The 25,565-nt window shown below is 30.9% G+C and carries 25 protein-coding genes; 16 read left to right on the forward strand and 9 right to left on the reverse strand.

Going from position 1 to position 25,565, the window contains the following annotated elements; genetic code table 11:
* Positions 1-158 precede the first annotated feature (158 nt).
* The gene (locus Q0910_RS02050; protein WP_027392055.1) at positions 159-410 is read left to right on the forward strand and encodes a type B 50S ribosomal protein L31; all 252 of its coding nucleotides are present in this window, start codon (positions 159-161) and stop codon (positions 408-410) included.
* Positions 411-755: 345 nt separating this feature from the next.
* On the forward strand, positions 756-1,937 hold the full coding sequence (locus tag Q0910_RS02055; protein ID WP_299211925.1) for a GlmU family protein: 1,182 nt from the start codon (positions 756-758) through the stop codon (positions 1,935-1,937).
* 63 nt (positions 1,938-2,000) lie between these two features.
* On the opposite strand, the gene Q0910_RS02060 is transcribed toward Q0910_RS02055, so the two are convergent.
* Positions 2,001-3,080: a hypothetical protein gene (locus Q0910_RS02060; protein WP_299211927.1), complete on the reverse strand. Its 1,080-nt coding sequence runs from the start codon at positions 3,078-3,080 to the stop codon at positions 2,001-2,003.
* Positions 3,081-3,203: 123 nt separating this feature from the next.
* Positions 3,204-4,829, reverse strand: a complete 1,626-nt coding sequence (locus Q0910_RS02065) for an ABC transporter substrate-binding protein (protein ID WP_299212676.1) — start codon at positions 4,827-4,829, stop codon at positions 3,204-3,206.
* 143 nt (positions 4,830-4,972) lie between these two features.
* Between Q0910_RS02065 and mtaB the strand changes: the two genes are divergently transcribed.
* Positions 4,973-6,289, forward strand: a complete 1,317-nt coding sequence (gene mtaB / locus Q0910_RS02070; protein ID WP_299211930.1) for a tRNA (N(6)-L-threonylcarbamoyladenosine(37)-C(2))-methylthiotransferase MtaB — start codon at positions 4,973-4,975, stop codon at positions 6,287-6,289.
* Between the two features lie 68 nt (positions 6,290-6,357).
* Here the strand turns inward: mtaB and Q0910_RS02075 are convergent, their stop codons facing one another.
* Positions 6,358-6,660, reverse strand: coding sequence for an N-acetyltransferase (locus Q0910_RS02075; protein WP_298312543.1), 303 nt, complete (start codon positions 6,658-6,660; stop codon positions 6,358-6,360).
* Between the two features lie 295 nt (positions 6,661-6,955).
* Between Q0910_RS02075 and Q0910_RS02080 the strand changes: the two genes are divergently transcribed.
* From Q0910_RS02080 to Q0910_RS02090, 3 genes are all read left to right on the forward strand, one after another.
* Positions 6,956-7,615 carry an alpha/beta hydrolase gene (locus Q0910_RS02080; RefSeq protein ID WP_299211935.1) on the forward strand — a complete coding sequence of 220 codons (660 nt, stop codon included), beginning with the start codon at positions 6,956-6,958 and terminating at the stop codon, positions 7,613-7,615.
* A 72-nt stretch (positions 7,616-7,687) separates the two neighbouring features.
* Positions 7,688-8,635: a lytic transglycosylase domain-containing protein gene (locus Q0910_RS02085; protein ID WP_299211938.1), complete on the forward strand. Its 948-nt coding sequence runs from the start codon at positions 7,688-7,690 to the stop codon at positions 8,633-8,635.
* 72 nt (positions 8,636-8,707) lie between these two features.
* Positions 8,708-9,076: a sulfite exporter TauE/SafE family protein gene (locus Q0910_RS02090; RefSeq protein ID WP_299211941.1), complete on the forward strand. Its 369-nt coding sequence runs from the start codon at positions 8,708-8,710 to the stop codon at positions 9,074-9,076.
* Between the two features lie 6 nt (positions 9,077-9,082).
* On the opposite strand, the gene Q0910_RS02095 is transcribed toward Q0910_RS02090, so the two are convergent.
* The 3 genes from Q0910_RS02095 to Q0910_RS02105 all read right to left on the reverse strand — a co-directional run bounded on the left by Q0910_RS02095 (position 9,083) and on the right by Q0910_RS02105 (position 11,611).
* On the reverse strand, positions 9,083-9,973 hold the full coding sequence (locus Q0910_RS02095; RefSeq protein ID WP_299211944.1) for a hypothetical protein: 891 nt from the start codon (positions 9,971-9,973) through the stop codon (positions 9,083-9,085).
* A gap of 139 nt (positions 9,974-10,112) precedes the next feature.
* A complete protein-coding gene (locus Q0910_RS02100; protein ID WP_299211947.1) occupies positions 10,113-10,946 on the reverse strand; it encodes a redoxin domain-containing protein in 834 nt (277 codons plus the stop codon).
* A 149-nt stretch (positions 10,947-11,095) separates the two neighbouring features.
* Positions 11,096-11,611, reverse strand: coding sequence for a DUF2892 domain-containing protein (locus Q0910_RS02105; protein ID WP_299211950.1), 516 nt, complete (start codon positions 11,609-11,611; stop codon positions 11,096-11,098).
* A gap of 171 nt (positions 11,612-11,782) precedes the next feature.
* Here Q0910_RS02105 and rpmH point away from each other — a divergent pair, with 171 nt between their 5' ends.
* The 9 genes from rpmH (at position 11,783) to Q0910_RS02150 (ending at position 20,246) form a co-directional block, all read left to right on the forward strand.
* On the forward strand, positions 11,783-11,941 hold the full coding sequence (gene rpmH, locus Q0910_RS02110; RefSeq protein WP_081414554.1) for a 50S ribosomal protein L34: 159 nt from the start codon (positions 11,783-11,785) through the stop codon (positions 11,939-11,941).
* Between the two features lie 109 nt (positions 11,942-12,050).
* Positions 12,051-14,903, forward strand: a complete 2,853-nt coding sequence (gene carB / locus Q0910_RS02115; RefSeq protein WP_299211953.1) for a carbamoyl-phosphate synthase large subunit — start codon at positions 12,051-12,053, stop codon at positions 14,901-14,903.
* 117 nt (positions 14,904-15,020) lie between these two features.
* The gene (locus Q0910_RS02120) at positions 15,021-15,527 is read left to right on the forward strand and encodes a nuclear transport factor 2 family protein (RefSeq protein WP_299211956.1); all 507 of its coding nucleotides are present in this window, start codon (positions 15,021-15,023) and stop codon (positions 15,525-15,527) included.
* Between the two features lie 83 nt (positions 15,528-15,610).
* Complete coding sequence (locus Q0910_RS02125) at positions 15,611-16,597, forward strand: hypothetical protein (RefSeq protein WP_299211959.1); 987 nt, start codon at positions 15,611-15,613, stop codon at positions 16,595-16,597.
* Positions 16,598-16,600: 3 nt separating this feature from the next.
* Entirely contained in the window at positions 16,601-18,352 is a 1,752-nt protein-coding gene (locus Q0910_RS02130) for a carbamoyltransferase N-terminal domain-containing protein (protein ID WP_299211962.1), read from the forward strand.
* Positions 18,339-18,746 (forward strand): SxtJ family membrane protein, encoded by a 408-nt coding sequence (locus Q0910_RS02135; RefSeq protein WP_299211965.1) that lies wholly within the window; start codon positions 18,339-18,341, stop codon positions 18,744-18,746. Before Q0910_RS02130 ends, Q0910_RS02135 begins: the two co-directional genes overlap by 14 nt.
* Positions 18,747-18,748: 2 nt before the next feature.
* Positions 18,749-18,907, forward strand: a complete 159-nt coding sequence (locus Q0910_RS02140; RefSeq protein WP_256439425.1) for a DUF5989 family protein — start codon at positions 18,749-18,751, stop codon at positions 18,905-18,907.
* 54 nt (positions 18,908-18,961) lie between these two features.
* Positions 18,962-19,504 carry an adenylyl-sulfate kinase gene (cysC, locus tag Q0910_RS02145; RefSeq protein ID WP_299211972.1) on the forward strand — a complete coding sequence of 181 codons (543 nt, stop codon included), beginning with the start codon at positions 18,962-18,964 and terminating at the stop codon, positions 19,502-19,504.
* A 58-nt stretch (positions 19,505-19,562) separates the two neighbouring features.
* Positions 19,563-20,246 (forward strand): sulfotransferase, encoded by a 684-nt coding sequence (locus tag Q0910_RS02150; protein ID WP_299211975.1) that lies wholly within the window; start codon positions 19,563-19,565, stop codon positions 20,244-20,246.
* A gap of 102 nt (positions 20,247-20,348) precedes the next feature.
* On the opposite strand, the gene Q0910_RS02155 is transcribed toward Q0910_RS02150, so the two are convergent.
* On the reverse strand, positions 20,349-21,482 hold the full coding sequence (locus Q0910_RS02155; protein ID WP_299211978.1) for an SGNH/GDSL hydrolase family protein: 1,134 nt from the start codon (positions 21,480-21,482) through the stop codon (positions 20,349-20,351).
* A gap of 230 nt (positions 21,483-21,712) precedes the next feature.
* On the opposite strand from Q0910_RS02155, the gene Q0910_RS02160 reads away from it, so the two are divergent.
* Positions 21,713-22,816, forward strand: coding sequence for a glycosyltransferase family 4 protein (locus tag Q0910_RS02160; RefSeq protein ID WP_299211981.1), 1,104 nt, complete (start codon positions 21,713-21,715; stop codon positions 22,814-22,816).
* On the opposite strand, the gene Q0910_RS02165 is transcribed toward Q0910_RS02160, so the two are convergent.
* Positions 22,789-23,841: a glycosyltransferase family 4 protein gene (locus tag Q0910_RS02165; RefSeq protein ID WP_299211984.1), complete on the reverse strand. Its 1,053-nt coding sequence runs from the start codon at positions 23,839-23,841 to the stop codon at positions 22,789-22,791. The genes Q0910_RS02160 and Q0910_RS02165 overlap by 28 nt on opposite strands.
* Positions 23,838-25,520, reverse strand: a complete 1,683-nt coding sequence (locus Q0910_RS02170) for an ABC transporter ATP-binding protein (protein ID WP_299211987.1) — start codon at positions 25,518-25,520, stop codon at positions 23,838-23,840. Before Q0910_RS02170 ends, Q0910_RS02165 begins: the two co-directional genes overlap by 4 nt.
* Positions 25,521-25,565 lie beyond the last annotated feature (45 nt).

Consider the following 25,565-nt stretch of genomic DNA (forward strand, 5'->3'; position numbering starts at 1 on the left):
CTTGTTAAAATTGGTTGTAAAAAACAAATTTTTATTTTTTTGGGTAATTAAATGTTATCGAAAACTTAAGTTTTTAGATTATCAAATAAATTTTAATCAGCATTGCTATTTCACAAAATTTATTTACATTTGCACCTCGAAAATGATAATATAATATAATGAGAAAAGATATTCACCCAGATAATTACAGACTAGTTGCCTTTAAGGATATGTCGAATGATGAGGTTTTTTTAACTAAATCTACTGCGAATACTAAAGAAACACTTGAGGTTGATGGTGTTGAGTATCCGTTAGTGAAATTAGAAATTTCTAGAACTTCTCATCCTTTCTATACAGGTAAATCTAAACTAATCGATACAGCAGGACGTATCGACAAGTTCAAAAACAAATACGCTAAATTCAAAAAGTAATTTAGTTCGTAAGAATTATTGTAAAGCCTTTCTTCAGAGAAAGGCTTTTTTGTTTTTAGATGTTACCGTATTTTTGAACTTGATGACATAGAATAATTGAATTTTTGTAATGTAACTTGAATAATCGATAGTGGTTTCATACGGTTAATTACGTCACTTCGAGTGATCCGCTTTAAGCGGATTGTATCGAGAAGCTTTCAAAAACGAAAATTTACTTGTCTTCGATACAATTTTCTATCAAGAATTATTCTGACTGATGTAAATTTTCTGATCATTATTCGCGTTAATATGGTAATATTGATAATCTGAGTAAAATAACAATACAAACATTTCATTTTTATAGCTATGAATTATATTCTTTTTGATGGGGCTTCCAGAAATTCACTACTTCCATTTACCTATACCAGACCAGTGGCTGATATAAGAATCGGGATTTTGACTATTCGTGAGAAATGGGAGCAATATTTGGGATTTACAACATCTACAATTACCGAAGAGTATCTTAGTGGGAAGTTTCCTATGGTTGAATTAGAAGAGAATGTAATGATCAATGCTTCGTATTTACCAACAGAGAATCTAGTAATTATGGTGAAGAACTTAGAACCCAATCAAGCTATATTTTTTGAAGACGAACCAATTGCTTTTTATGCAAAAGAAGATCAGGAAGTAGATTTTGATACCTATGATGTAATTCAGTATAGCTATGATGTATTGACGGTGAAATATACCTGGGATATTTTTTCTAAAAATGAACGGGCAATCAAAGAAGATTTTGCATTACTAACCAAGGATCGCGAGAGTCAATCAATTCCGACAAGTAATAATGTAATTGCACCAGAAAATGTTTTCTTAGAAGAAGGAGCTAGATTAGAATTCGCAACACTTAATGCATCTGGAGGGCCGATATATATAGGAAAAGATGCAGAAATTATGGAGGGTAGTCTTATTCGGGGGCCTTTTGCGCTTTGTGATTATGCCACCATAAAAATGGGAGCCAAGATCTATAGCGGTACTACGGTAGGACCTCATTCTAAAGTGGGAGGAGAAGTTAATAATTCTGTAATATTTGGATATTCTAATAAAGGACATGATGGATTTATAGGTAATACTGTAGTGGGAGAATGGTGTAATCTTGGAGCAGATACGAATACCTCTAATCTTAAAAACAACTATGCGTCTGTACGATTATGGAGTTATGAAACCGAAGGTTTTGCAAAAACAGGATTGCAGTTCTGTGGATTAATGATGGGTGATCATTCTAAATGTGGTATCAATACGATGTTTAATACAGGAACGGTCGTAGGAGTTAATGCTAATATTTTCGGTAGTGGATTCCCACGTAATTTTGTACCTAGTTATAGTTGGGGTGGAAACAGTGGATTTACTACCTATTTAACCAAAAAAGCTTTTGAAGTAGCAAAAGTAGTGATGTCTAGACGAGATATAGAACTAACAGAAGAAGATAAAAAGATTCTGGAGCACGTTTTTGAAGAAACAAAAACGTGGCGTAAGAGTTATGACTCATAAAAAAAATCCCATCTGCCTAAAGCAGATGGGATTCTAATTTTATCCTATATGCGGAAAAATATATTATCTGGTGAAATGAAATTCGGCTATGTAAACTCCAGAATCATCATCATATTCTCCTTCAATAATCAAGCTACCAGTAAGAGTAGCTTTACCATCAAATAAAAGGTATCCATTTTCTTCAACACCATTTGACGGATCTCCATTAACAGTTTCTGTATATTCAAATTCTACTAAAGTTAATTTACCTTCTTCTTCATCATATGCCCAATTTCCTCTGGAGCTATATAATTCTTCTGCCTCAGCTTCGAAAGTAGCTGTACAGGTTTCTCTTGTAGCTTCATAGTCTAAATCGTTATAATTAGTTGTTTCTACATATGTATACGTACCATCCGCATTAAACGTTATGGGCAATGATAAAAGGGTATCACAATATGCGTTTTCTACCAATAATTCTGTTTCATTAGCACAAAACACAGTTGTATCATCACACTCTTCTGTTCCTATAGTATCTTCGGTTACACCATTTCTAGTTCTTTTTGTGTAGTTCCAAGTGCCTACTAAGTTTGGATTTCCTCCCCAAGCTTCTACTTCAACACAAACTTCTACTGGTTGGCTAATATTACCATCGGTATCATATATACAGATTAAATAACAAAATGTTCCAGCAGATACGCTATCTTCAAAATCTACATCAATTTCAATTTCTTGATCATTTACTTTGCTTAGTTGTTCACTAAATAATCCTTTTCTTTTTTCATTGTTGATTACGTTTGATCTACCCGGTACTGTAACGTTCCAGTATTCATCAGCCATTGTTCCGTCTGCTGATTGTACTTGAATATATGCACCTGCATAATTTGTTGGCGCATCAAAAGTAATGTCAAAACCGTTTTTCTGAAAACCAGATTGTGTGGCTTGATCCATAGTAAAAGGTAATGTGCCTGTAGGGGTTGGAGCATCACCAGGAACTATTGTTCCGTTGTTGATGATAATATTTCCGGATACATCATCGGGGTTTAAAGCAATTTCTTCTGTTGGATCAGGGGTTACAGTTACGATTCCGCTAACTGAGTCATCATCACTACAAGATACAGCTACTAGAAATAATGATGCAACTGCGCATAAATAGGTTTTTTTCATAAGATTTAGGTTGAAAATTTATGTTAAAAAAAATTAATCGATGGCGAATATACTTAAAAAACATCGATTAAAAGTGTTTTTTAATCGATTAAAAGCGATTTTTTGTATCTATGAAATCAAAGATTAAGGAGTCTTCTCTTTCCAAACCCGCTTTAATACTAAGAAGTTTTGTGGGTTATTGGTTAATCCTTTTACACTGTTTTGAACAAACCGTGTAGCTTGATCATAATATAAGGGAACTATGGGAGCGTGTGCAATGACTATAGAGTCCATTTTTATGTATAATTCTTCTCTTAGTTTGCTGTCTGTGATAGAAAAACTTTTTTCATAAAGTTGGTCAAAAGTTTCGTTTTTAAAATGAGTATAGTTGGGGCCATTTGGAGTAAAGTTTTTACTATAAAAAGGGGATAAGAAATTCTCAGCATCGGGATAATCTGCAATCCAACTTGCTCTAAATGTATCCAGTTCACCATTCCATTTCTTTTCTCTTATCGTAGAGGGAGTCATTATATCAACGATAACTGTAAGACCGACTTTTTCCATTTCTCTTTGGATAAATTCAAATAAGCTTTGATAATTATTATCTGTAGCGATCCTAATAGTTGGTTTTTTGTTACCACTGCGCTTTATATATTCTTTAATGAGTTGTTCTGCTTTTGATGGATTATATTCATATCCCTTTTGTGCATTATAACCTGGCAGGCCATTGGGTATAAATCCGCTGGTTGCTGGAGTTCCAACTCCATTCTTTAAATAGGTGATCATTTTTTGTCTATCAAAACCATAATTAATTGCTTTTCTTATCAATTCAGATTTAACCTCTTCATTATTTCCTTCTAGGTAAAAACCTAAGTATTCTGAATTTAGGTAAGGGCTTTTTGTGAACTTAATTTTGTCTTTAAACTTGTCTCTTAGTTTACCGCTAGGTGTAAGTAATTCATCCTTATAAGACGCATCTAGACTATTTAAAAAATCAATATTTCCTTTAGCAAATTGCAGAAATTCTGTTTGTTTATCGGGTAAAAAGGTAACCGCAACAGCTTCGAGATATGGCAATTGCTTTCCGCTTTTGTCTTTTTCAAAATAGAGTTCGTTACGGCGTAATACCAATTTAATATTTTCTTCCCAAAACTTGAATTTAAAGGGTCCGGTTCCAATTGGATTTGCTCTAAAGTCTGTTCCATAGAATGCTACAGCTTCTTTTGGTACTACAGAGCAATAACGCATACTCATCAATCCCAAAAAGGCAGGAAAAGGTTTTTTTAGTTGTATCCGAAAGGTAGTGTCATTAATTGCCTTATAACTTTCTACGTTTTTTAACACCCAATTTCCAGGAGATGCAACTTTGGGATCAATAAGCCTATTAAAACTATACTCAAAATCTTTTGCTATAACGGTTCGTGTGCTGTCTTTGGTTTTGAAAACTGCGTTCTTGTGAAACTTTACCTTATCTCTTAAAGTGAAAGTATAGGTTAAATTATCATCTGAGATTGTCCATTTTTTTGCAATATCCGGTTGTACATGTAATGAATCGTCTAATTGTACAAGACCATTGAATAATTGATTTGTTGCCCAAATAATTGGTGGATTTCGAGCAAATGCAGGATCCAGGGTAGGAATATTAGAATATTCATTATATCTGAATACCAGATGATCTTTGTCTTCTTTAGAAGAATTTCCACAAGAAAAGCAGAGAGTACATAGGTAAACTGTTGCTAAATAGTGAATTATGGAAGTTAATCGATTGATTTTCAATTTTAGTAAACGGATTATTGTTGGTATCTTTGACGGCTTTTAATTATGATACTAACGAAGGTCGGGATCTTTTAATTAAAAACAAGTGTAAATATAAACAGATTTCTGCCTTTGCAGAAATGCCTTCATATTTGTTAATGAGAAAAAAAGTAGCTTTTTATACCTTAGGTTGTAAACTGAATTTTTCAGAAACCTCTACGATCGCCAGAAACTTTACAGACGAGGGTTTTGATCGCGTGGATTTTTCTGAAAATGCTGATATTTATGTAATCAATACCTGTTCTGTTACGGAGAATGCGGATAAAAGATTTAAAACTATCGTAAAGCAAGCACAAAAAGGGAATCCAGATGCATTTGTTGCTGCTGTGGGTTGTTATGCTCAGCTAAAACCAGAAGAATTAGTCGCCGTAGATGGTGTTGATCTAGTATTGGGAGCAACTGAGAAGTTTAAGATCACGGACTATATTAATGATTTGTCCAAAAATGAATTTGGAGAAATACATTCTTGCGAAATAGAAGAAGTTGATTTTTATGTAGGCAGTTATTCTATAGGTGATCGTACCAGGGCATTTTTAAAAGTTCAAGATGGCTGTGATTATAAGTGTACGTATTGTACCATTCCATTAGCGAGAGGAATTTCACGTAGTGATACCTTAGATAATGTATTGAAAAATGCAAAAGAAATTTCTGAACAAGGTATTAAAGAGATTGTGTTAACGGGAGTTAATATAGGTGATTACGGTAAAGGAGAGTTTGGTAATAAAAAACACGAGCATACTTTTTATGAATTAGTACAAGCGCTGGATGAAGTAGAAGGTATTGAGAGATTACGTATTTCATCTATAGAGCCTAACTTACTAAAGAACGAAACAATTGATTTTGTTTCAAAATCGAGGACATTTGTACCTCATTTTCATATTCCATTACAATCTGGAAATGATGAGATACTAAAATTGATGCGTCGCAGGTATCTTAGTGGTTTATATGTAGATCGTATTAAAAAGATTAAAGAAGTAATGCCACACGCTTGTATAGGAGTCGATGTCATTGTTGGTTTTCCGGGTGAAACGGATGATCATTTTTTGGATACCTATAATTTTTTATCAGACTTGGATATATCTTATTTACATGTTTTCACATATTCTGAAAGAGAAAATACAGTGGCAGTTTCATTAGAAAATGTTGTTCCGCAAGATGTACGAAAGAAAAGGAGTAAGATGCTAAGAGGATTATCTGTGAAGAAAAGAAGAGCTTTTTATGAAAGCCAGATAGGAACAGAAAGAACAGTGCTTTTCGAATCTGAAAATAAGGAAGGATATATTCATGGATTTACAGAGAATTATGTAAAGGTAAAAATGCCTTGGGATCCCTCTTTTGTGAATACATTACGTAAGGTAACACTTAGGGATATTGATGATGATGGGATGGTGAGGTTTGAGCTTTTGGAGGAATAAACAGAACTGAAAGAAATAAAAAAAACCTGCTTTTGAGCAGGTTTTTGATTTTTAAAACAGACATACTTCTATATGTTAATTCCTACCGGAAGTAAGTCTTTATATTTTCTTCTATTCTTTCGCATAAACTTAGCGATAATAGGGCTAGTAGGTACTAATCTAATATTACGTTCTTCAATAATATTAAAAACAGCTACTATAAAATCTTCAGAATATCCTTTTTCTATTAGCTCATCAGACATGATAAGTTTAGTCAGGAATATTTTTCTCTCTTGTTGAGCATACTCGATCTTTGCTTTTTGACCTTCAATAGTAGTCTCGAATTGTCTCAAAAATTCATTATCTACTATTTCTAATTCCACATCGCTCATGTTCTCCATATTTTTTTTAATTTACTATTTAATAAAAATTAAAAGGGGTGTTTTAAAATGTATAGTTTTTGATTATCAGAAATTCAATAATTATTCTGAAATTAGTTCATGATTTGCATCGAATTTTGTTATTGTTTTTTTAAACCTAACTAAGATTTGTTAGTTCAATTTTTCCCTTTTACAATAATTTAATACACTGTTTACTTTTTTCTAATAAAGTATTACTATAATTTTGAATTGCAAAGATAAGAAAATTAGCGCTTTAAATGCACAAACCACTGTTAAAATACCTAGTATGAAGGAAGTTACCCATGTTTATTTTGTTCCGGGTATGGCTGCAGACGTTTCCATTTTTGAATATATAACCCTTCCTGAAGATACATATAAGACCCATACACTACCTTGGAAGATTCCAGAAAGAAGAGAATCTATTGAAAATTATGCACAGCGTATGTGCGAAGAAATTGAGCATAAAGAGTGTGTGCTTATTGGTGTTTCTTTTGGAGGGATGATAGTTCAAGAAATGAATAAGTATCTCAATGTTAAGAAATTAGTTATTATTTCTAGTGTAAAAAACAAATATGAATTACCAAGAAGAATAAAGTTAGCAAGAAAAACTAAGGCATATAAGTTAATGCCTACTTCATTAGTTTCTAAGATTGATAATTGGGAAAAACTTGCTTTTGGTGATTTTGCAAAAAAGAGAGCAGCGATGTATCAAAAGTACCTTTCTGTAAATGATAAAACATATTTGGATTGGGCAATAGAGAATATTGTATGCTGGGACCAGAAAGAGTCAATTGAAGGAATTGTTCATATTCATGGCGATAAGGATATAGTATTTCCGATTTCTCACATTAAAGATTGTATTACTGTAGAAAAGGGTACGCATGTTATGATAATTAATCGCGCAAGATGGTTTAATACCCATTTGCCAGAAATAATTGAGAATTAATTGCCAATATTCCAATATTTTACATTATTTTGGAAACATAGAAATTATTCCCCAATAAAATCTACTTACAAGATGAAGATGATAAGAAAAGTTTTAGTTTTTTTAGGAGTGCTATTTACCTTCGGTATTTTAGTCAACGCTACGCAACAAGAACCTCAGAAACCAATTGAACAAGAGCTTTTAGAGGAAAAGCTAATTAATGACTATAATGTCTACGCAGTACCTATGCCGGAAAATATAAATTTTGCCGGTGAGTTAGTACCTGTAGAAAATCCTGATATTCGTGAGCGAATGGATAGAGAATTATTAGTAAATACCTATTGGCAATCCAATGGATTATTACTTTTTAAACGAGCTAATAAATACTTTCCTATTATAGAACCTATTCTTAAAGAAGAAGGAGTTCCTGACGATTTTAAATACCTGGCAGTTATAGAAAGTAGTTTGACTCAGGCGGTTTCTCCTGCAAGAGCTACTGGTTTTTGGCAAATATTAAAAAACACAGGAAAAGAGTACGGTTTAGAGGTTAACAATAATGTAGATGAAAGATATCATATCGAAAAATCAACTAGAGTTGCTTGTAAATATTTAAAGAATGCAAAGAAACGTTTTGGTAGTTGGACATTAGCTGCTGCTGCTTATAATGCAGGTCCAGCAGGAATAAATAAACAATTACAACGACAAAATGCTACAACATATTACGATCTTTTGTTGGGGCAAGAAACAGGAAGATATGTGTTTAGAATTACAGCAGTAAAAGAAATCCTTAGTAACCCTAAGAAATATGGGTTCAACTTTACAAAGGATGATTTGTATGAGTATATTCCAACGTTTAATGTGTTGGTTGACGAACCAATTACAGATTTTAATGAGTTTGCAGCTAAATACAATATCAATTATAAAATTTTAAAACTTCACAATCCTTGGTTACGAGAGACTAATCTCAATAATACAACGGGCAAAGAATATTTGATTAAAATTCCTAGAGAAGGATATTATAAAACCGGAGTAGGACAATAGTCTTAGTACTCGCATTTAAATTATTTTAATCTTTTTATAGTGCCATAACTACATTTATTGTAAAATTGTGGTATGGATACAATGACAATCATTTCACTGGTAGTAATAGGGCTGTTGGCTGGTTTTCTAAGTGGAACTATGGGGATTGGTGGGAGCGTGGTAATGATACCTTTACTGATCTTATGGGTTGGTTTTACGCAACATCAGGCGCAAGGTACGAGTCTTGCAGTTCTCTCAGTTCCAGTTACATTATTGGCAGCTTTTAATTATTATAAAGAGGGTCACGTAAACCTGAAATTTGCAGCTATAATAGCGGTAACTTTTATTTTAGGAGGTTATTTAGGAAGTAAGTTTGCAATTTCTGTTAATCAGGCCGTACTGAAAAAAATCTTCGGAGGAGTACTATTACTAGTAGCATTGAAAATGATTTTCGGTAAATAAATATGTTTAGTATCCTAAAATTGGTATGAGTTCACCATTTTTCTTCATATACAACATTTTCCATCCCCAAACTCTATAATGATTGTTTTCATTGTTTTTGAAACCAGTAAGATAAGGTTTGTTTTTATGAGTTATAGTTGCTAGTTTTTTAGAATTAGAAATATGGTACATAATCTCACTCTTAGGGATATCAATTGAAGTGTATTCTTTTCCTTTTCGGATAGTTTTAAAAGAATCTTTGAGATCATTCTCTATGCTTTTAAAGGAAAATGATAAATTCCCAGCAGCATTCATTCTTTTTACAGATTCTTGTATTTCAATTTTATGAAGTTCTATATACTTTTTTGTTTGTCCTTTTTTAATAATATGATCCATTTTCAATGCAAGTGCAGCAAGATTTTCATAATCTGAAGTTTCAAAATCTTCACCATCGTCCCATATATGGCTGGAAATATCATTTACTTCAAAATTAAAAAAACCAGGTTTACTTTCTTCGAGCTTAATCTCTATATCCTCATCAGCAAGTTGACCAAATTCCAGGATTTCATTTTGATAAACTCCTATTTCATATTTATCTTTTTGGAAATTCCCTATAAGTTGTATTGTATTTGTGCCATTCACTAAAAGATCTCGAATGGGCATTGTTATAGATCTAGAACTAGATTTAGTATCTTCTATAGATCTGTATAATGAAGGTATTCCATTTATAAGTACGCTACCGTGAGATTCATAATTAAAATGGATGACAAAGTTGTAATTTGTCATTTTGGCTTTTTCTACTGCGATATGTTGACTTTTTAATTCTATGTTTTTATTTTCTAGGATAGACCCTTCTTTTTTTGAAGAAGTTGAGCATCCTATCAAAATCAAAAATGATAAAATCTTTAATAAATTCATTTTATTGTTTTGGTAATTTAGATATAACTAATTAATCTCTCTATAGAATTTTAAAATGAGTAATACGACATTTCTTTAATACACTATTTTTAGTGAAATTTCAGTTGAAGTGGGAAAATAAAATCGAGATTAAAAAAAACTATCTGTTCCTGTTGTTTTTTCTCTGATTGTCAATAGAATCTTTCTCTCTTCGATAACGTTCGTATTCTTCGTCTATATCTCGTTCTTCTTGAGAGCGCGAATCTCTTTCTTCTTCTTTAGTTTCTTTTTTCTTTTCCTCTTCTGAAGCGGTTAATGCGCCCTTGGCATCTAGGTCCGCAATCAAGAGGGAAACTCCTTTAGATAAAGAATTATAATGAATCGTGTACGAGTTGCTAAGTGTTTCGCTAGAGTGATGCGTCTCAATTTTACGGATGTCTAATAATTTTTTATCACTATCCATAAAATACATCATAGGAAAACCCAAGGAGTGTTTTAAATTATTAATGATGTAAGAATTTTGATTCGTTTTTTCATTTACATATAGTAACTGAATATTCTCACTGTATTCATTAACTTTCTCTTTCAGTCTTTCTTTTGTATCCCAAAACAAGACAATAAAGTCAATTTGATCATGAAATTTGTCTGATAAGTCGTTTAAAGCAGGTATTTCTCCTATTCCGGGAACACACCAGGTGGCATATGTAATTAGAAATATAGGTTTTTCAATTTCTTTAAAAGAAATAGTTTCTCCTTTCATAGGACTCATTTTAAAGTCGTCCATATAAGTACCTACAAAATGATTCTGAACAAGTGAATCAAACAAAAATTTTGCATACTCAAGATCTTGATCCTTGTACGCTTCATTACTTTTTAGGTTGTATTTTTTAATATGAGCTGCAACAGCTACAGAAAAAGGAATTTTTCTTTCCAACTGTGCATAAGCACTTCCAAAATAAAAAAAGAGTATTCCTAGAATTAATATTTTCTTCATTACAACTTTATTACGGTAGCTAAAGTACTATAAAGTCTTTAAAAATAACAGTTTTAGCTAGGCAAAACCATTTTTTTGCTTGTTTAGCACCAGACTTATTTTCCCTTTTGAACTACTAGATAACGTAATTATAGGTACAATTAGTGTGCCTAAATCTTTTTCATTTGCTGTTTCATCATGGTAATCTGCTCTTTTAGCATGCCATGCTTATCTAGTTTCTTAGCTTCTGTTAGGAGGTTTTGCGCCTCTCTTTTTCTTCTTTTGGTCATTGCTATCCCGGCAAGATTAAGTTTAGCCACTGCAAGATCCTGATTCATAGACAACCCTAATTTAATAGCTTTCTTAAGATATTTTTCTGCCTGAGTAATATTGGTTTGAGATAGCATGATGCCCAGCAGGTAGTTATAATACCCGTGTTGTTTGGTCGTAAGAGCAGTTTCTGGATTTTTAATTTTATCTAACCATTTCTTGGCCCCGGCAAAATCTTGTTTACGCAACCTTAAGAACGAAAGAAGAATTAATTCATTTTTGAAATATAAAAAGACAAAAATAGAAGCAAGTAAAATCAGCATTATCCCATTGCCAATATATCCTTCTATCATCTGCCAAACGGCCGTTCCAACAATTAATGCTGCGATTACTAATTTAATATTTTTGTTATACATGAAATGTGTTATATTTTTTGTCGCGGCAAAGGTAATAAAAACAATTAAAAATATTTTGATATTTAGGTTTGTGAAAGTAAAAACTCTTTGTATATTTGCCCGCAGTTTTGGGATGACACCCCATCAGTTTAAAAAAAGATATTTCAAGAAGATTTATAAAGATAGATAGCAATGAAAAGAACGTTTCAACCATCGAAGAGAAAGAGAAAAAACAAACACGGTTTTAGAGAGCGTATGGCTTCTGCTAATGGTAGAAAGGTCCTTGCTCGTAGAAGAGCTAAAGGTAGAAAAAAGCTATCTGTTTCTTCAGAACTAAGACATAAGCACTAATGATTCTAGTGCAATGAAAATATTAAGGTGTTACTTTTAGGAGTAACGCCTTTTTTTATATCTAGTCGATTCCTAAAAATATTTTTAATACTTCAATACCAACACCAAAATGCCAAAAAACGAAAAACTCAAAAGTATATTGATCATCGGATCAGGACCAATTATCATCGGTCAGGCATGTGAGTTTGATTACTCAGGATCACAAGCTTTACGTTCTTTGCGAGAAGATGGAATAGAAACCATACTAATCAATTCTAATCCTGCAACGATTATGACGGATCCCTCAATGGCGGATCATGTATACTTGAAACCATTGAATACTAAATCTATTATCGAAATCCTTAAGGAGCATCCACAGATTGATGCAGTACTACCTACTATGGGAGGACAAACAGCATTAAATCTTTGTATAGAGGCTGATGAGAAAGGAATTTGGAAAGATTTTGACGTAGAAATTATAGGTGTTGATATTGATGCTATTAATATTACGGAGGATCGTGAACAGTTTAGAGAGTTAATGCTCAAAATAGGTATTGGTATGGCCCCACAGGCTACTGCCGGATCCTATCTAAAAGGAAAAGAAATCGCTCAGGAGTTTGGTTTTCCATTAGTAATTAGAGCGTCGTATACTCTAGGAGGTGCTGGAGCGTCTTTTGTTTATAAAGAAGAAGAATTTGATGAGTTATTAACTCGAGGATTGGAAGTATCACCAATTCACGAAGTAATGATTGACAAAGCATTGATCGGTTGGAAGGAGTATGAATTAGAATTACTTAGAGATGCCAATGATAATGTAGTAATTATCTGTGCGATCGAAAATATGGATCCGATGGGTATTCATACAGGAGATTCTATTACTGTTGCGCCAGCAATGACACTTAGTGATAAAACATACCAACGCATGCGTGATATGGCTATTCATATGATGCGTAGTATTGGTGATTTTGCAGGAGGATGTAATGTGCAATTTGCGGTTAGTCCAGATGAACGTGAAGAAATTATCGCGATAGAAATTAATCCACGTGTGTCTCGTTCTTCGGCCTTAGCATCTAAGGCAACGGGATATCCAATTGCGAAAATTGCAGCAAAATTGGCTATTGGATATACATTAGATGAATTAGATAATCAAATTACAAAATCTACATCAGCTTTATTTGAACCGACACTAGATTATGTAATTGTAAAAATCCCTCGTTGGAACTTTGATAAGTTTGAAGGTTCTGATCGAAGACTAGGGCTTCAGATGAAGTCAGTAGGAGAGGTAATGGGGATTGGCCGTTCTTTTCAGGAAGCTTTGCATAAGGCGACACAATCTTTAGAAATAAAGAGAAACGGGCTTGGAGCAGACGGAAAAGGATATAAGAATTACGATCAGATTATAGAAAAGCTAACATACGCAAGTTGGGATAGAGTATTCGTAATTTATGATGCGATCCAAATGGGAATTCCATTGAGTAGAATTCACGAGATCACTAAAATAGATATGTGGTTCTTAAAACAGTATGAAGAATTACATTTATTAGAAAAAGAAATTTCTACGTATACAATTCAGTCATTGACTAAAGATTTAATTCTTGAAGCAAAGCAAAAAGGTTTTGCAGATAGGCAGATCGCCCATATGTTGGGTTGTTATGAAAGCGAAGTGTATAATAAAAGAGACGAATTAGGAGTAAATAGAGTCTATAAGTTAGTAGATACGTGTGCTGCAGAGTTTAAGGCAAAAACACCATATTTTTACTCTACTTTTGAAGCTGAAATAGAAACTCCTGAAGGAGAAGTCTATGTAGAGAATGAAAGCATTGTAACAGATAAAAAGAAAATCGTTGTTTTAGGATCAGGACCTAATCGTATTGGTCAAGGAATTGAATTTGATTACTGTTGTGTTCACGGAGTATTAGCTTCTGCTGAGTGTGGGTACGAAACGATTATGATTAATTGTAATCCAGAAACAGTTTCTACGGATTTTGATACAGCTGATAAATTATATTTCGAACCAGTTTTCTGGGAACACATCTACGATATTATTCGTCACGAAAAACCAGAAGGTGTAATTGTTCAGTTAGGAGGACAAACTGCACTAAAGCTGGCTGAGAAACTTGATCGTTACGGAATTAAGATCATAGGTACAACGTATCAATCACTAGATTTAGCAGAAGATAGAGGAAGTTTCTCTACATTATTAAAAGAAAACAATATTCCTTATCCTGAGTTTGATATTGCAGAAACGGCTGATGAGGCATTAGAGGTTGCAGATAAATTAGACTTCCCAATTTTAGTACGTCCATCATACGTACTAGGAGGACAAGGAATGAAAATTGTAATCAATAAGCAGGAATTAGAAGAGCATGTAGTCGATTTACTTCGTAAAATACCAAATAACAAATTATTATTGGATCACTATCTGGATGGTGCAATTGAAGCTGAAGCTGATGCGATCTGTGATGGAGAGAATGTATACATTATTGGTATTATGGAGCATATAGAACCTTGTGGAATTCACTCCGGTGATTCTAATGCTACCTTACCGCCGTTCAATTTAGGAGAATTTGTAATGCAGCAAATCAAAGATCATACACATAAAATTGCATTAGCATTGAATACTGTTGGGTTGATTAATATACAGTTTGCTATCAAAGATGATATCGTGTATATTATAGAAGCTAACCCCAGAGCTTCCAGAACAGTTCCTTTTATTGCTAAAGCATACGGAGAGCCTTATGTAAATTATGCAACTAAGGTGATGCTGGGAGAGAAAAAAGTAACGGATTTTGATTTTAAACCACACTTAGATGGATATGCAATCAAACAACCGGTATTTTCTTTTAATAAATTTCCGAATGTAAATAAGAAATTAGGACCAGAGATGAAGAGTACAGGAGAAAGTATCTTATTTATTGATGACCTTAAGGATGATCAGTTTTATGATCTATATTCAAGACGTAAGATGTATTTGAGTAAATAATTATTTGAGTAATATTTATATAAATCCCGCTTTTTGGCGGGATTTTTTTGTTTGTGAATGATTATGTTTTTAAAACTAAAGAAAGCTTTAACTTTATACTTTTATGAATAATATGTTATGATTAGATTTTTTATTCCTGTTTTTATGTTCTTTAGTTCCATTATGGTCGGACAAGTGAATAGTTTGGAAATCCAGAAACAAATCGATCAAACTGTGTGGGCACCCTTTCAGAAAGCGTATGAGGCCTTAGATGGAGAATCACTAAACGCGATATATGCAGATGAGGTATTACGTGTTACACCAGAAGGTATTGATACGAAGAATGTGTTTAAGGGTAAGAACCTAGAACGTCTGAAAGCCTCTAAAGAAAGTAATACAAAAATAAAACTAGATTTTTGGTTTGATAGTAGACATACGAATGAAGATACTTCTTATGAAGTTGGTTTTTATAAAATAGGGATTACTACCGATGGTACAACCGAATATATTTATGGTCAATTTCATATTGTATTAAAAAAGATCAATGATCAATGGAAAATCACACAGGATTGGGATACTACCGCAATTAATGGTAAATCTATAACAGCAGAAGATTTTGAGAAAAAGAAATCTTTAAGGTTTTGATGGTATATAATAGTTTACTATGTCTAGATTTATTATTTATAAATACTAAATTTAGGAATTGTAATTAGAAAACATTCGTAGATGTGAAAAGAGTTTTAAGATTGTTAATTCAAACAATAGTCATTCTGATTATTGTGTTTTTTCTTTTCGAAATGTCCTATCGGTTTTCCATTATTGATTTTTATAAAGCCGAATTTACTCATCTAAACGATGCTGATAGTATTGAGTCTAAGAACATTGATTATTTGGTGTTTGGAGATTCTTTTTCTGCAACACAAAATAACTATATTGATTTCTTAAGAAGTTCAACTAATAAAACCTTTATAAATTCTGGCGTGCAGGGTATAGGGGTGAAACAGGTTAACACTTTTTTGCATAGGAGAATACAAAAATACCAACCAAAAAATATAATTTATCAGGTGTATGTAGGAAATGATCTGATAGATGTTGACCACTTAACAAATTATAAGAAGTTACCCCTTGTAAGAAACATATATTGGGATGTATCGGATTTGTTTTTGAGTAGTTCTTATATTAATTATAAGTTAGGATATTTTAAGTCAAGAATTAAGCAGATTAATAAGACTTTTAATGACGAAAGATTTAGTGTAAAAGATTATAATCAGCGAAGTAAACTATATTTTGAGTCAGATTCAGAATACTTATATAAATCTGTAATGACTGGAGGAAATTTTGAAAATAGATATTCTATTTGGATTACTGAACTAAAAGAATTTGTAGAGAATATACCAACTGATGTTAATATTTTTATTGTTTTTATTCCGCATTGTTCGCAATTAAATTCTTTTTATTTTAATAATATGCGTCAGCTAGGAGCAAAATTTTCTGAAGAAAATGAATTTAAAAAAATAGGGTATGATTTCTTTGAAAAAGCGTCTCTAGATGTAAAACAATATCAAAATGTAATAGTATTAAATCCTTTACAACAATTAAGAGAAGTAGATGCTAAAGAGAAAAGACTTTATTATCTTAACGATCCTCATTTAAATAAAGAGGGGCAAGAGGTTTTAGGAGCTTTTTTAAAGCAAGAATTATTATCAAACAAATAAAATGTGAGTTATATTTTAGGGATTTCAGCGTTTTATCACGATTCAGCAGCTTGTTTACTTAAAAATGGTAGAATTATAGCCGCTGCTCAAGAAGAACGTTTTACTAGAAAAAAACACGATCCTTCTTTTCCTAAAAAGGCAATCGAATTTTGTTTAAAAGAAGGTAGAATTGATATAGAGTCTATTCCTGTAATCGTTTTTTATGAGAAACCTTTTTTGAAATTCGATAGAATTATTAATTCTATTCAATCTAATACTCCTTTTGGTTTTTCTTTTTTTAGAAAATCTATTAAATCTTGGACAAAAACGAAGCTATGGATTCCTGTAATCATTAAAAAGGAATTAGCATATTCTGGAAAAATCCTGTTTACCGAGCATCACGAATCACATGCCGCCGGCACTTTCTTTTCTTCGCCCTTTTCTGAAAGCGCTATTGTAACTATAGATGGAGTAGGAGAGAAAGCTTGTACTACCATCGGAATAGGAAAAGAAAATCAGGTAAAGATTATAAAAGAACAACAGTATCCACATTCGTTTGGTCTTTTATACAGTGCATTTACACAGTATTGTGGTTTCAAAGTTAATTCTGGAGAATATAAGTTAATGGGATTGGCTCCGTATGGAAAACCGGTGTATAAAGATTTAATCCTTAAGCATTTTGTAACTATCACGGATACGGCAGAGGTAGTGTTAAATCTAAAATATTTTTCATTTGATAAAGGGGAATCGACAATTAATAATGCGTTTTGTGATGTTTTAGGTCAGAAAGCAAGAAAACCTAGTGGAGAAATGACATCGTTTTATTGTGACATGGCAAGTTCTATACAATCAATTACCGAGGATTTTCTTTTAGAATTACTTAAGTATACAAAGAAAATAACTCAATCTGAAAATATATGTTTATCAGGAGGTGTAGCTCTAAATTGTAAAGCAAATGGAGAGTTGCTTACAAAGGATATATTTAAAAACATGTGGGTGCAGCCTGCATCTGGTGATAGCGGAGGAGCAATTGGAGCTGCTTTTGTAGGATGGTATCATTATATGAAAAATGAAAGAAATTATATCGATAATACATTGACGGATCAGGCTTATCTAGGAATTAGTTATAGTAATGAAGACATAGAAAACACTTTAAAAGAACATCGGATTGATTATAGCTTAGTCAATGATGAAAAACTTTGTGATGAAGTTTCAACTCAACTTAAGGATAAAAAGATAATAGGTTGGTTTCAGGGTAAAATGGAATTTGGTCCTAGGGCTTTAGGTAATCGAAGTATTTTGGCCAGTCCATTATACAGTGATATGAAAAAGCATGTGAATTTGCGTATCAAAAAAAGAGAAGGATTTAGACCCTTTGCACCAATAGTATTAGAAGAAAAAGCTAAAGATTGGTTTTCAGATATAATATCCTCTAAATACATGCTTTTCACATTTAGAAGTGATAGGAAAGAAAAAATACCATCTTGTATTCATGAGGATGGAACGGCGAGAGTACAAACTCTTTCTTCAGATGAAAACCCATTATTACATCTGTTAATTTCCTCCTTTGAACAGAAGACTTCTTGTCCTGTATTGATAAATACATCATTTAATGTTAGAGGAGAACCCATAGTTGCTTCTCCGTTAGATGCGTTAAAATGTTTTTTTCAGACAGAAATGGATATATTGGTACTAGGAAATTATATCATACAAAAAGAAAACAACAACAATGTTGATGAAATTCTTTCTAAACAAATAGAATATGAGTTGGATTAAAGGTGTTGTACGTATTGTTCAGGATAATAGCAGTGTTAAAAGAAAGCAACAACAGTTTGGAGGATTATTACTTGTACTATTATTATTAATTTTTTGTGTCTCAGTATATAAAGATGGGTTGTTGTTTAATCCAAAACAAATCTATATAGGAATAAGTTTTTCTTTACTATTAATTATTACTCTTTTACTACCAATACTGTTTTATCCTTTTCTGTTTGTTTGGTTATTTATTGGTAATATTTTGGGAGAGATGAGTTCTTTTGTTATTTTAGGGATAGTCTATTACTTACTTTTTTTCCCAATTACATTTGTTTTAAAAATTACAAATAAGAAAAAAATAACTACTGGATGGATAGATAAAGAAGAAAGTATCGATTATGAAAAACTATATTAGCAATGAATAAATCAGGGATATTTTTAGAGTTTTTGAAGTTTTTGATGCATCAAAAAAAATATTGGTTAATCCCAATTATTATTGTTTTAGTCTTATTAGGAGCTTTATTAGTTTTTACAGAGAATTCTGTAGTATCTCCTTTTGTATATTCTTTATTTTAAAAATACATATAAAAGAAGGATCATTTTAATAATGAAAATAAAATATTAACTTAATTGAAACCAGTTTTTATTCTTTTAACAGGTTTGTCCGGTAGTGGAAAAACAACTTTGGCAAAGGGTTTAATGAATTATTATTCGAACTTAGAAAACAAAGTTTGCCATTTGGATGGAGATGATTTGCGTAAGGCATTGCATTGTAATTTAGGTTTTAGTAAGGAAGATAGACATAAGCAGTTAATGTTAACAGCAGAATTATCTCTCTCTTATCTTGAGAAAGGAATCAGTGTAATTGTTTCTCTAATAGCTCCATATAATGATCATAGAGTAGCTGCGCAGAAGTTTATAGAAAATAAAGGCTTTGAATTTGAACTTGTATATGTTGATTGCCCTATTAAAATATGCATAAAAAGAGATCCTAAAGGGCTTTATAAAAAAGTACTAAAAGGAGAAATAAAAAATTTCACTGGAATTGATGATCCGTACGAACCTCCTAAACATGCTGATTTACATTTACAAACTGAAAAAGTAAATTATCAGGATTCATTGCAAAAAATGATTGAACATAATTTTATTAAAACTAAACAAGAAAAATTATAAAATAGAGTTACATTTTTTTTGAATAATATATATACTTGGTACAAACTTATATACTGAAATGGCAAGTAAAAGAATTAATTATCTTTTGGTAATGGGACATATGAGGAGTAGATCTTCCTTATTGACTCATATACTTCTTTCACATCCGACTATGATTGGGCTTGGAGAAAGTAACGCAATATATGAGAGCAATTTGAAATTGCTTTATATGAAATCTAAGACACTACTAAAGAATAAGTCTATCAATTTTTTTAAGAAAGTCTATGTAGATCAAATAAATCATAATTCTAAAACTCCTAATCCAAAGATTTTTCAAAAGAAGAACCTTAAAGTTATTATTCTAACACGACCTCCTGATGCATCAGTGGCTAGTATTATGACTCTTACTAAAAAACATTACACTCCATGGTCAGACGAAAAATCGAAAAAATATTATTATGATCGGATGTCTTATCTAATTCAGTTGAAAGAAAAATTATCTGATGATCAATGTTTAGTGATAAACTCAGATGAATTGGTGAGTACTCCAAGTGTGATTTTAAATCAAATAGGTGAGTTTTTAGATATGTCAACTCCTCTTAAATCTGAATATGAAACTTTTAATTTTACTGGAATCAGTGGAGATCCTAGTGCTAATATAAAAGAAGGGAAAATTATAAATAATTCGAATTATATTGATCCTGATACATCCAAGTATCCACAAGAATATAAATTGTTCAATGAATTGATTCAGATGCAATAAACGATGATCTTATTATGATCAATTGTAGTAAATGTCTTTTTTTAATAAATTATGATTCATCTAATATGATGTTTTATAATAGAATATAATATTAGTTTTAAACTAATTAATAGTATCAATTGATTTAATAATATCATTAGCAATAATTTCACTAATTATCGAATTACCATATTCAGAAATATGGCAATTATCAATGAAGATATTTTCTTTGTTATTATTAAAACAGTTACTGACATCTTTAAAATAATTTGAGTTTTGTAATATCGAATCAGAAATCATTTGTTGATATAGTTTTTTAAATACAATATTTAAACCTTTTTGTTTATTAAATTGAATATTTTCATATTCGGTTTTATGTTTTTTAGTATAAACAGAAGGTTGCAGATAGTTAAATACTTTAAAATCATATTGGTTGCCGATAGCGTCTATAATTTTTATATTATTTCTATAATTTTTTATGACTTCATTAAGTATTGAATCGTTTAAAACAGTAGAATAATTTACTTCTGCTGCTGGCGTTAATTTACTTTGTATTTTTTTTATGGTAGTATTAATATTACTTGATTTAAGAGCTAATTTTAGTTGTTTTTTTGAATTTTTGATTGCTTCATATGATTTTTTTATTGGCTCTTGTACATTTTTAGAATAATTAGGAAACTTTAAAAGCACTTCATTAAAACCGTCATAAAATATGACAATGTCTGGTTTTTTTTCTTTTTTTAATGCTTCTATTAGCAGTGCTGTTTCCTGAGATCTGCTATAAGCGGGAACACCATAGTTAGTGACATAGAATTTTTTTGCAGGTACTTTTTCGTTTAATTCTTTGGATATTAATGAAGGTATTGTCATACTATCTCTAGCTCCATCGCCAAACATAGTAGAGCCACCAAAACAATAGATAGTATACGTAGAATCAGTTATGAAAGAGTCTTTGTTAATAGTTTTTCTGTTTCCCTGTTGATTTATATTTATTGTTTTACCTTGATACGATTTAAGTTTGTATTTGGTAAATGGATCCCATTCATACGTTAACTTATGATAATCAATATAAAATTGTTTAATAAATGGAGTATCTTTTTCAGAATATGAATTGGATCTTAAGATACGATCTACTTTATTTGATTGATGCCGGGATTTCCTGTTTTCAAAAAAAAGGCCAAGTATAATTTCTAATATGATTAGTAGAAGAAATGATATAAAGGTTATGACAATGAAATCCTGAATTTTATTTTTCATACTAATAAAGAAGAGTTATGTGTCAAAAGAAATGTTGATTTTTGTAAATACTAACAAAAAATATCTAATAAAATTTGTTATCAATTAATATAGGACGTAAGAGTTTGTTTTTAGATAATTAATTAAATTTAGTTATAATCTTTAATATCTATTAGGAATTTAAAACAATTATTTAGTCTTTATAAATACTTAAAGAAGGATTTGTTATCATCGAATTTTAGTTTGTAAACATGGATAAAGTTTTTTTAGATTTAAATTATTATACAGAGAAGATAAAAAAACCTGATTTGTTAATTAAAAAGTTTAACTACAGTCTAGGATACCTTCCATATTTAAGTCAAAAAATACAAACCATTTCATTAAATAGAATAGCAGTTGATTTTTCTACACTAAAAGAAGGAGTTAAGTATATCTTTTATAAAGGAGGAAAAATAAGGAAATATAGTATTCCCTTTGCGTATCATAATTTCATAAATGAATTATCACCAGACTATATTTTAATACACGGAATGGGTTATGGACGATATTGTTATTTTCTACGTAGACAATTACGTAAAAAGGTAATGATTTTAGTTCAAGTTCAAGGATATGCTGAAGCTCCCAAAGGTTTTAAAAAATGGATATATACTTTGTCTGATAAATATATTGATGGGTATCTTTTTACAGGAAAAGAGAATGCTAAAGATTGGATCGAATCTAAAGTCTTTGCTGAAGATAAGGTTTTTGAAGTTATGGAAGGAGCTACAAATTTTAGATTTAACCCAGAGGTTAAGAGAAAAGAAAAAACTTTTTTATGGGTAGGCAGATTAGATGAGAATAAAGATCCGATTACCGTTTTGAAGGCTTTTCAGCAATATCTGATTAAGGAACCCTTAGCTACATTAACGATGATATATAATGGATTCCAATTGTTAGAACAAGTAAATGAATTGTTAAGTTCAAATACACTTTTAAAACAAGCAGTTAATAATGTTGGGAGATTAGATAGAAAAGAAATTGAGTCATTATATCAAACTCATCAATATTTTGTTTTGGGTTCTCATTATGAAGGTAGTGGATTTGCTCTTGCGGAGGCAATGACGTGTGGATGTGTTCCGATTGTAACTAATATTCCATCCTTTAATTATATGACTAATTATGGTTCTTGTGCTTTATTGTTTGAACCAGGTAATAGGGAGCAACTGTTTAGTGCGTTTTGTGAAACGAAAATGATAAATTATCTAGAAAAGCAATCTAAAGTTTTACAATGTGTAAATGAGAAATTGACACATAAAGCAATAGCAGAAGAGATTCATCAAACTTTTATTCATTTAGAATCAAAAAAACAAGAATAGATTACATCTGCAGTCTCTTCTATTTTAAAATGTCTAACCCGTTTGGCTTCATGATTTTTACTCAATAAAGTTGTTGATTGTTTAATTAAAGAAGCTTTATTATCTTCAAAGAAAAAATTCGTTATACGTTCTAATAAAGGAAATGTGCTAATCACTTTGCAACCACTATAAAGAGCTTCTTGAACAACCATAGAATTACCTTCGAATTGAGAAGTGTGTAGTAAAATTTTACTATCGTTTAAAAGTTCACGAACTTTTTTGTTAGGTACGTATCCCATTAATGTGATGTTTCCTCTTAAACCTAATGAATCAATTTTGGTATTAAGCATTTCCTTTTCTTCTCCATCCCCGCAGATAATAACATTTATATTTTTGAATACTTTTTTTAACTCCAAAATAATTTCAATGAATAAAGAATAATTTTTTAATGCGCCTAAATTTCCTACGCCAATAATATCAATCGGCCTTTGTTCGATGTTTAGTTCCGGAAAAGTATTGGTGTCTACAGCTACATTAGCAATTTTTTTAACGGTCATACCCCAATGTTTTTTTAAAACCTCTTGATGATTTTTTCCTACGACAATAAGTTGATCTTCAGTTGGCCTGAAAAGTCTTAGATATTTGTTGTTTGATTTTACATCTTGTCCTTGTAACCAAGTGAAATGCTTAACTCTAAAAATTAACTTAAGTAAATTACCAACTATTGCTGTATCACTATACCAGAATGATAATATTCCGTCATAGTCCGTTCGACCAAAAAGTTTGATACCTTTTATAAGCGCCTTACTGATGACTAAAACACTATTCCATTTTGTTTTAAATCCACCTCCCACTGGATATATTTTTAAAGAATTAATGCTGTACTCTTTTTTTTTATCTGGATATCGAAGTGCAATTATATCTATTTGGAGATCATCAAAATTAGTGTCTAAGTAATTACAGAATTGATAAATAAAAGGCACAATAGTGTCATCATCTTTGTTTTTTGGAAATAAAGGAGTAATAAATAATAACTTTTTTTTCATCCCTGTATGAGGTTGCTATTTTGAAAGATATAATGTTTCTCAGCAAATTTAGAAAGGTTTCTATTATGGAAAACTGCAACTATTGATAATTCTTTTGTTATTGTTTTGCTTTTTAAATACGTCATGATTTTTATCTCTAAATCTTCATTTAGTTGATTGGTAGCTTCATCAAGTAATAGAATCTTTGGTTTTGTATACAAAGCTCTTATTAAAGCTAAACGTTGTTTTTGTCCCCCTGAAATACTTTTACTATCAATATTTAATATCGTATCAAAACCTTCATCTAAATTCAAAAACCAATCTTTTAAGTCAAAACTATCAATGAGATGATTTATATAATCATAATCAATTTTTTCTTTTTTATTCATCGTAATATTTTCAATTAATGTTCCGTGAAAAATAAAAGAATGTTGAGATAACATATACACAAAAGGAAATGATATTGTATTCGTAATAACATTTTCATCTAAAATGATCCTACCCGATTTAAACGGAAGCATTCTGCAAATAATATGTAGTAATGTCGTTTTTCCACAACCTGATTTACCCATTATCCCTATAAAGTCTCCTTTTTTAATTTCTATGCTACAATCAGCTATAATTAAATCTTTATTAGGATAATTAAAATTAATATTCTCTAATCTTAAAGAGTTTTTAAATGCGGTATCGCTTTGTTCATCTATTGAATCTAGTTTGTAAGAAGCTAAGATTTCAACAGCATGTTTATTACTTTTTAGATCTACGTAGGCATTAATAATTTTATTAAATGATGGGATTATTTTAATAATTGCACTCCCATAAAAAGAAAGCAATATTAAATCTTCTATAGATCTAGAATTTAGTATAATAAAAGCAATAGAAAATGAAATAAAAATAATGGTCATTACCTCTAGGTATCTAACATTATTTTGTTTAAAAGTACTTAAGGAAGCCAATGTATCATTTTGTTTCTCATATGATTTGCCAAATCGATTAATAAAATCACTTTCGGACTTAGAACCTTTTATTTCAATAATTCCGTTTAAAATATTCATTAAGTTATTTAGAGTATCTCTATATGATTTAGAAATGATCTCATTGAAATATTTTGTTTTATCCTTTCGAAGAAGCAATAATAATATGGCGGATATAGAAACGAAAATAATTGAAAAAAGCGTTACCAAAGGGTTTAGAATAAATCCTGCTATCATAATCATTGATAGTATAATTATCTCTGATGTTAAATGGTAAATAGGAATAAGAATATTAGTTACAAAAATGGTTGGAAGTTTATGAAAATCTCTAATTAATCCCCCTTTATCAATAAGATAAAATTTCTCATAGTTTCCATAAGTGAAATTTGATACAAGTTTCTTGGATAATAAGGTTCCTATAGAGTAGAGGTATTTTGATTGTTTAGATACAATTTTGGTTTGTAGTAAGTTTTTTAATAAATAGAAAACTATTAAAATTATAAGTGCGTATAGTATATGTTTTTCCTGATATGTAATATCAAAATGAAAAACTAAAAACTCATCTACTTTCTTTTTATCAACTATTATTAGAATAAATGGTGTTAAAAATGCAATAGAGATGAAGTCTAAAATCGAATTGATGATAGAAATAGAAAAGAAAAAGGGAAGTCTTTTCCTTTTAGATTGAGGAATTAGATATTTTATATGTTTAATTGTTTTTCTCAAAATTTAAAACCAAATATTGTAGCCATTGTTATGTACTTATTTTAC

The organism is uncultured Aquimarina sp. (assembly GCF_947495315.1).
In the GTDB taxonomy this organism is placed as follows: Bacteria; Bacteroidota; Bacteroidia; order Flavobacteriales; family Flavobacteriaceae; genus Aquimarina.

Coding starts and splice junctions, on each gene's coding strand:
- Q0910_RS02080 (WP_299211935.1), top strand. CDS start 6,956: ATGAAGGAAGTTACCCATGTTTATTTTGTTCCGGGTATGGCTGCAGAC.
- Q0910_RS02135 (WP_299211965.1), top strand. CDS start 18,339: ATGAGTTGGATTAAAGGTGTTGTACGTATTGTTCAGGATAATAGCAGT.
- Q0910_RS02050 (WP_027392055.1), top strand. CDS start 159: ATGAGAAAAGATATTCACCCAGATAATTACAGACTAGTTGCCTTTAAG.
- Q0910_RS02150 (WP_299211975.1), top strand. CDS start 19,563: ATGGCAAGTAAAAGAATTAATTATCTTTTGGTAATGGGACATATGAGG.
- Q0910_RS02155 (WP_299211978.1), bottom strand. CDS start 21,482: ATGAAAAATAAAATTCAGGATTTCATTGTCATAACCTTTATATCATTT.
- Q0910_RS02060 (WP_299211927.1), bottom strand. CDS start 3,080: ATGAAAAAAACCTATTTATGCGCAGTTGCATCATTATTTCTAGTAGCT.
- Q0910_RS02160 (WP_299211981.1), top strand. CDS start 21,713: ATGGATAAAGTTTTTTTAGATTTAAATTATTATACAGAGAAGATAAAA.
- Q0910_RS02120 (WP_299211956.1), top strand. CDS start 15,021: ATGATTAGATTTTTTATTCCTGTTTTTATGTTCTTTAGTTCCATTATG.
- rpmH (WP_081414554.1), top strand. CDS start 11,783: ATGAAAAGAACGTTTCAACCATCGAAGAGAAAGAGAAAAAACAAACAC.
- Q0910_RS02055 (WP_299211925.1), top strand. CDS start 756: ATGAATTATATTCTTTTTGATGGGGCTTCCAGAAATTCACTACTTCCA.
- Q0910_RS02165 (WP_299211984.1), bottom strand. CDS start 23,841: ATGAAAAAAAAGTTATTATTTATTACTCCTTTATTTCCAAAAAACAAA.
- mtaB (WP_299211930.1), top strand. CDS start 4,973: ATGAGAAAAAAAGTAGCTTTTTATACCTTAGGTTGTAAACTGAATTTT.
- Q0910_RS02140 (WP_256439425.1), top strand. CDS start 18,749: ATGAATAAATCAGGGATATTTTTAGAGTTTTTGAAGTTTTTGATGCAT.
- Q0910_RS02100 (WP_299211947.1), bottom strand. CDS start 10,946: ATGAAGAAAATATTAATTCTAGGAATACTCTTTTTTTATTTTGGAAGT.
- carB (WP_299211953.1), top strand. CDS start 12,051: ATGCCAAAAAACGAAAAACTCAAAAGTATATTGATCATCGGATCAGGA.
- Q0910_RS02090 (WP_299211941.1), top strand. CDS start 8,708: ATGGATACAATGACAATCATTTCACTGGTAGTAATAGGGCTGTTGGCT.
- Q0910_RS02075 (WP_298312543.1), bottom strand. CDS start 6,660: ATGAGCGATGTGGAATTAGAAATAGTAGATAATGAATTTTTGAGACAA.
- Q0910_RS02085 (WP_299211938.1), top strand. CDS start 7,688: ATGAAGATGATAAGAAAAGTTTTAGTTTTTTTAGGAGTGCTATTTACC.
- Q0910_RS02095 (WP_299211944.1), bottom strand. CDS start 9,973: ATGAATTTATTAAAGATTTTATCATTTTTGATTTTGATAGGATGCTCA.
- Q0910_RS02105 (WP_299211950.1), bottom strand. CDS start 11,611: ATGTATAACAAAAATATTAAATTAGTAATCGCAGCATTAATTGTTGGA.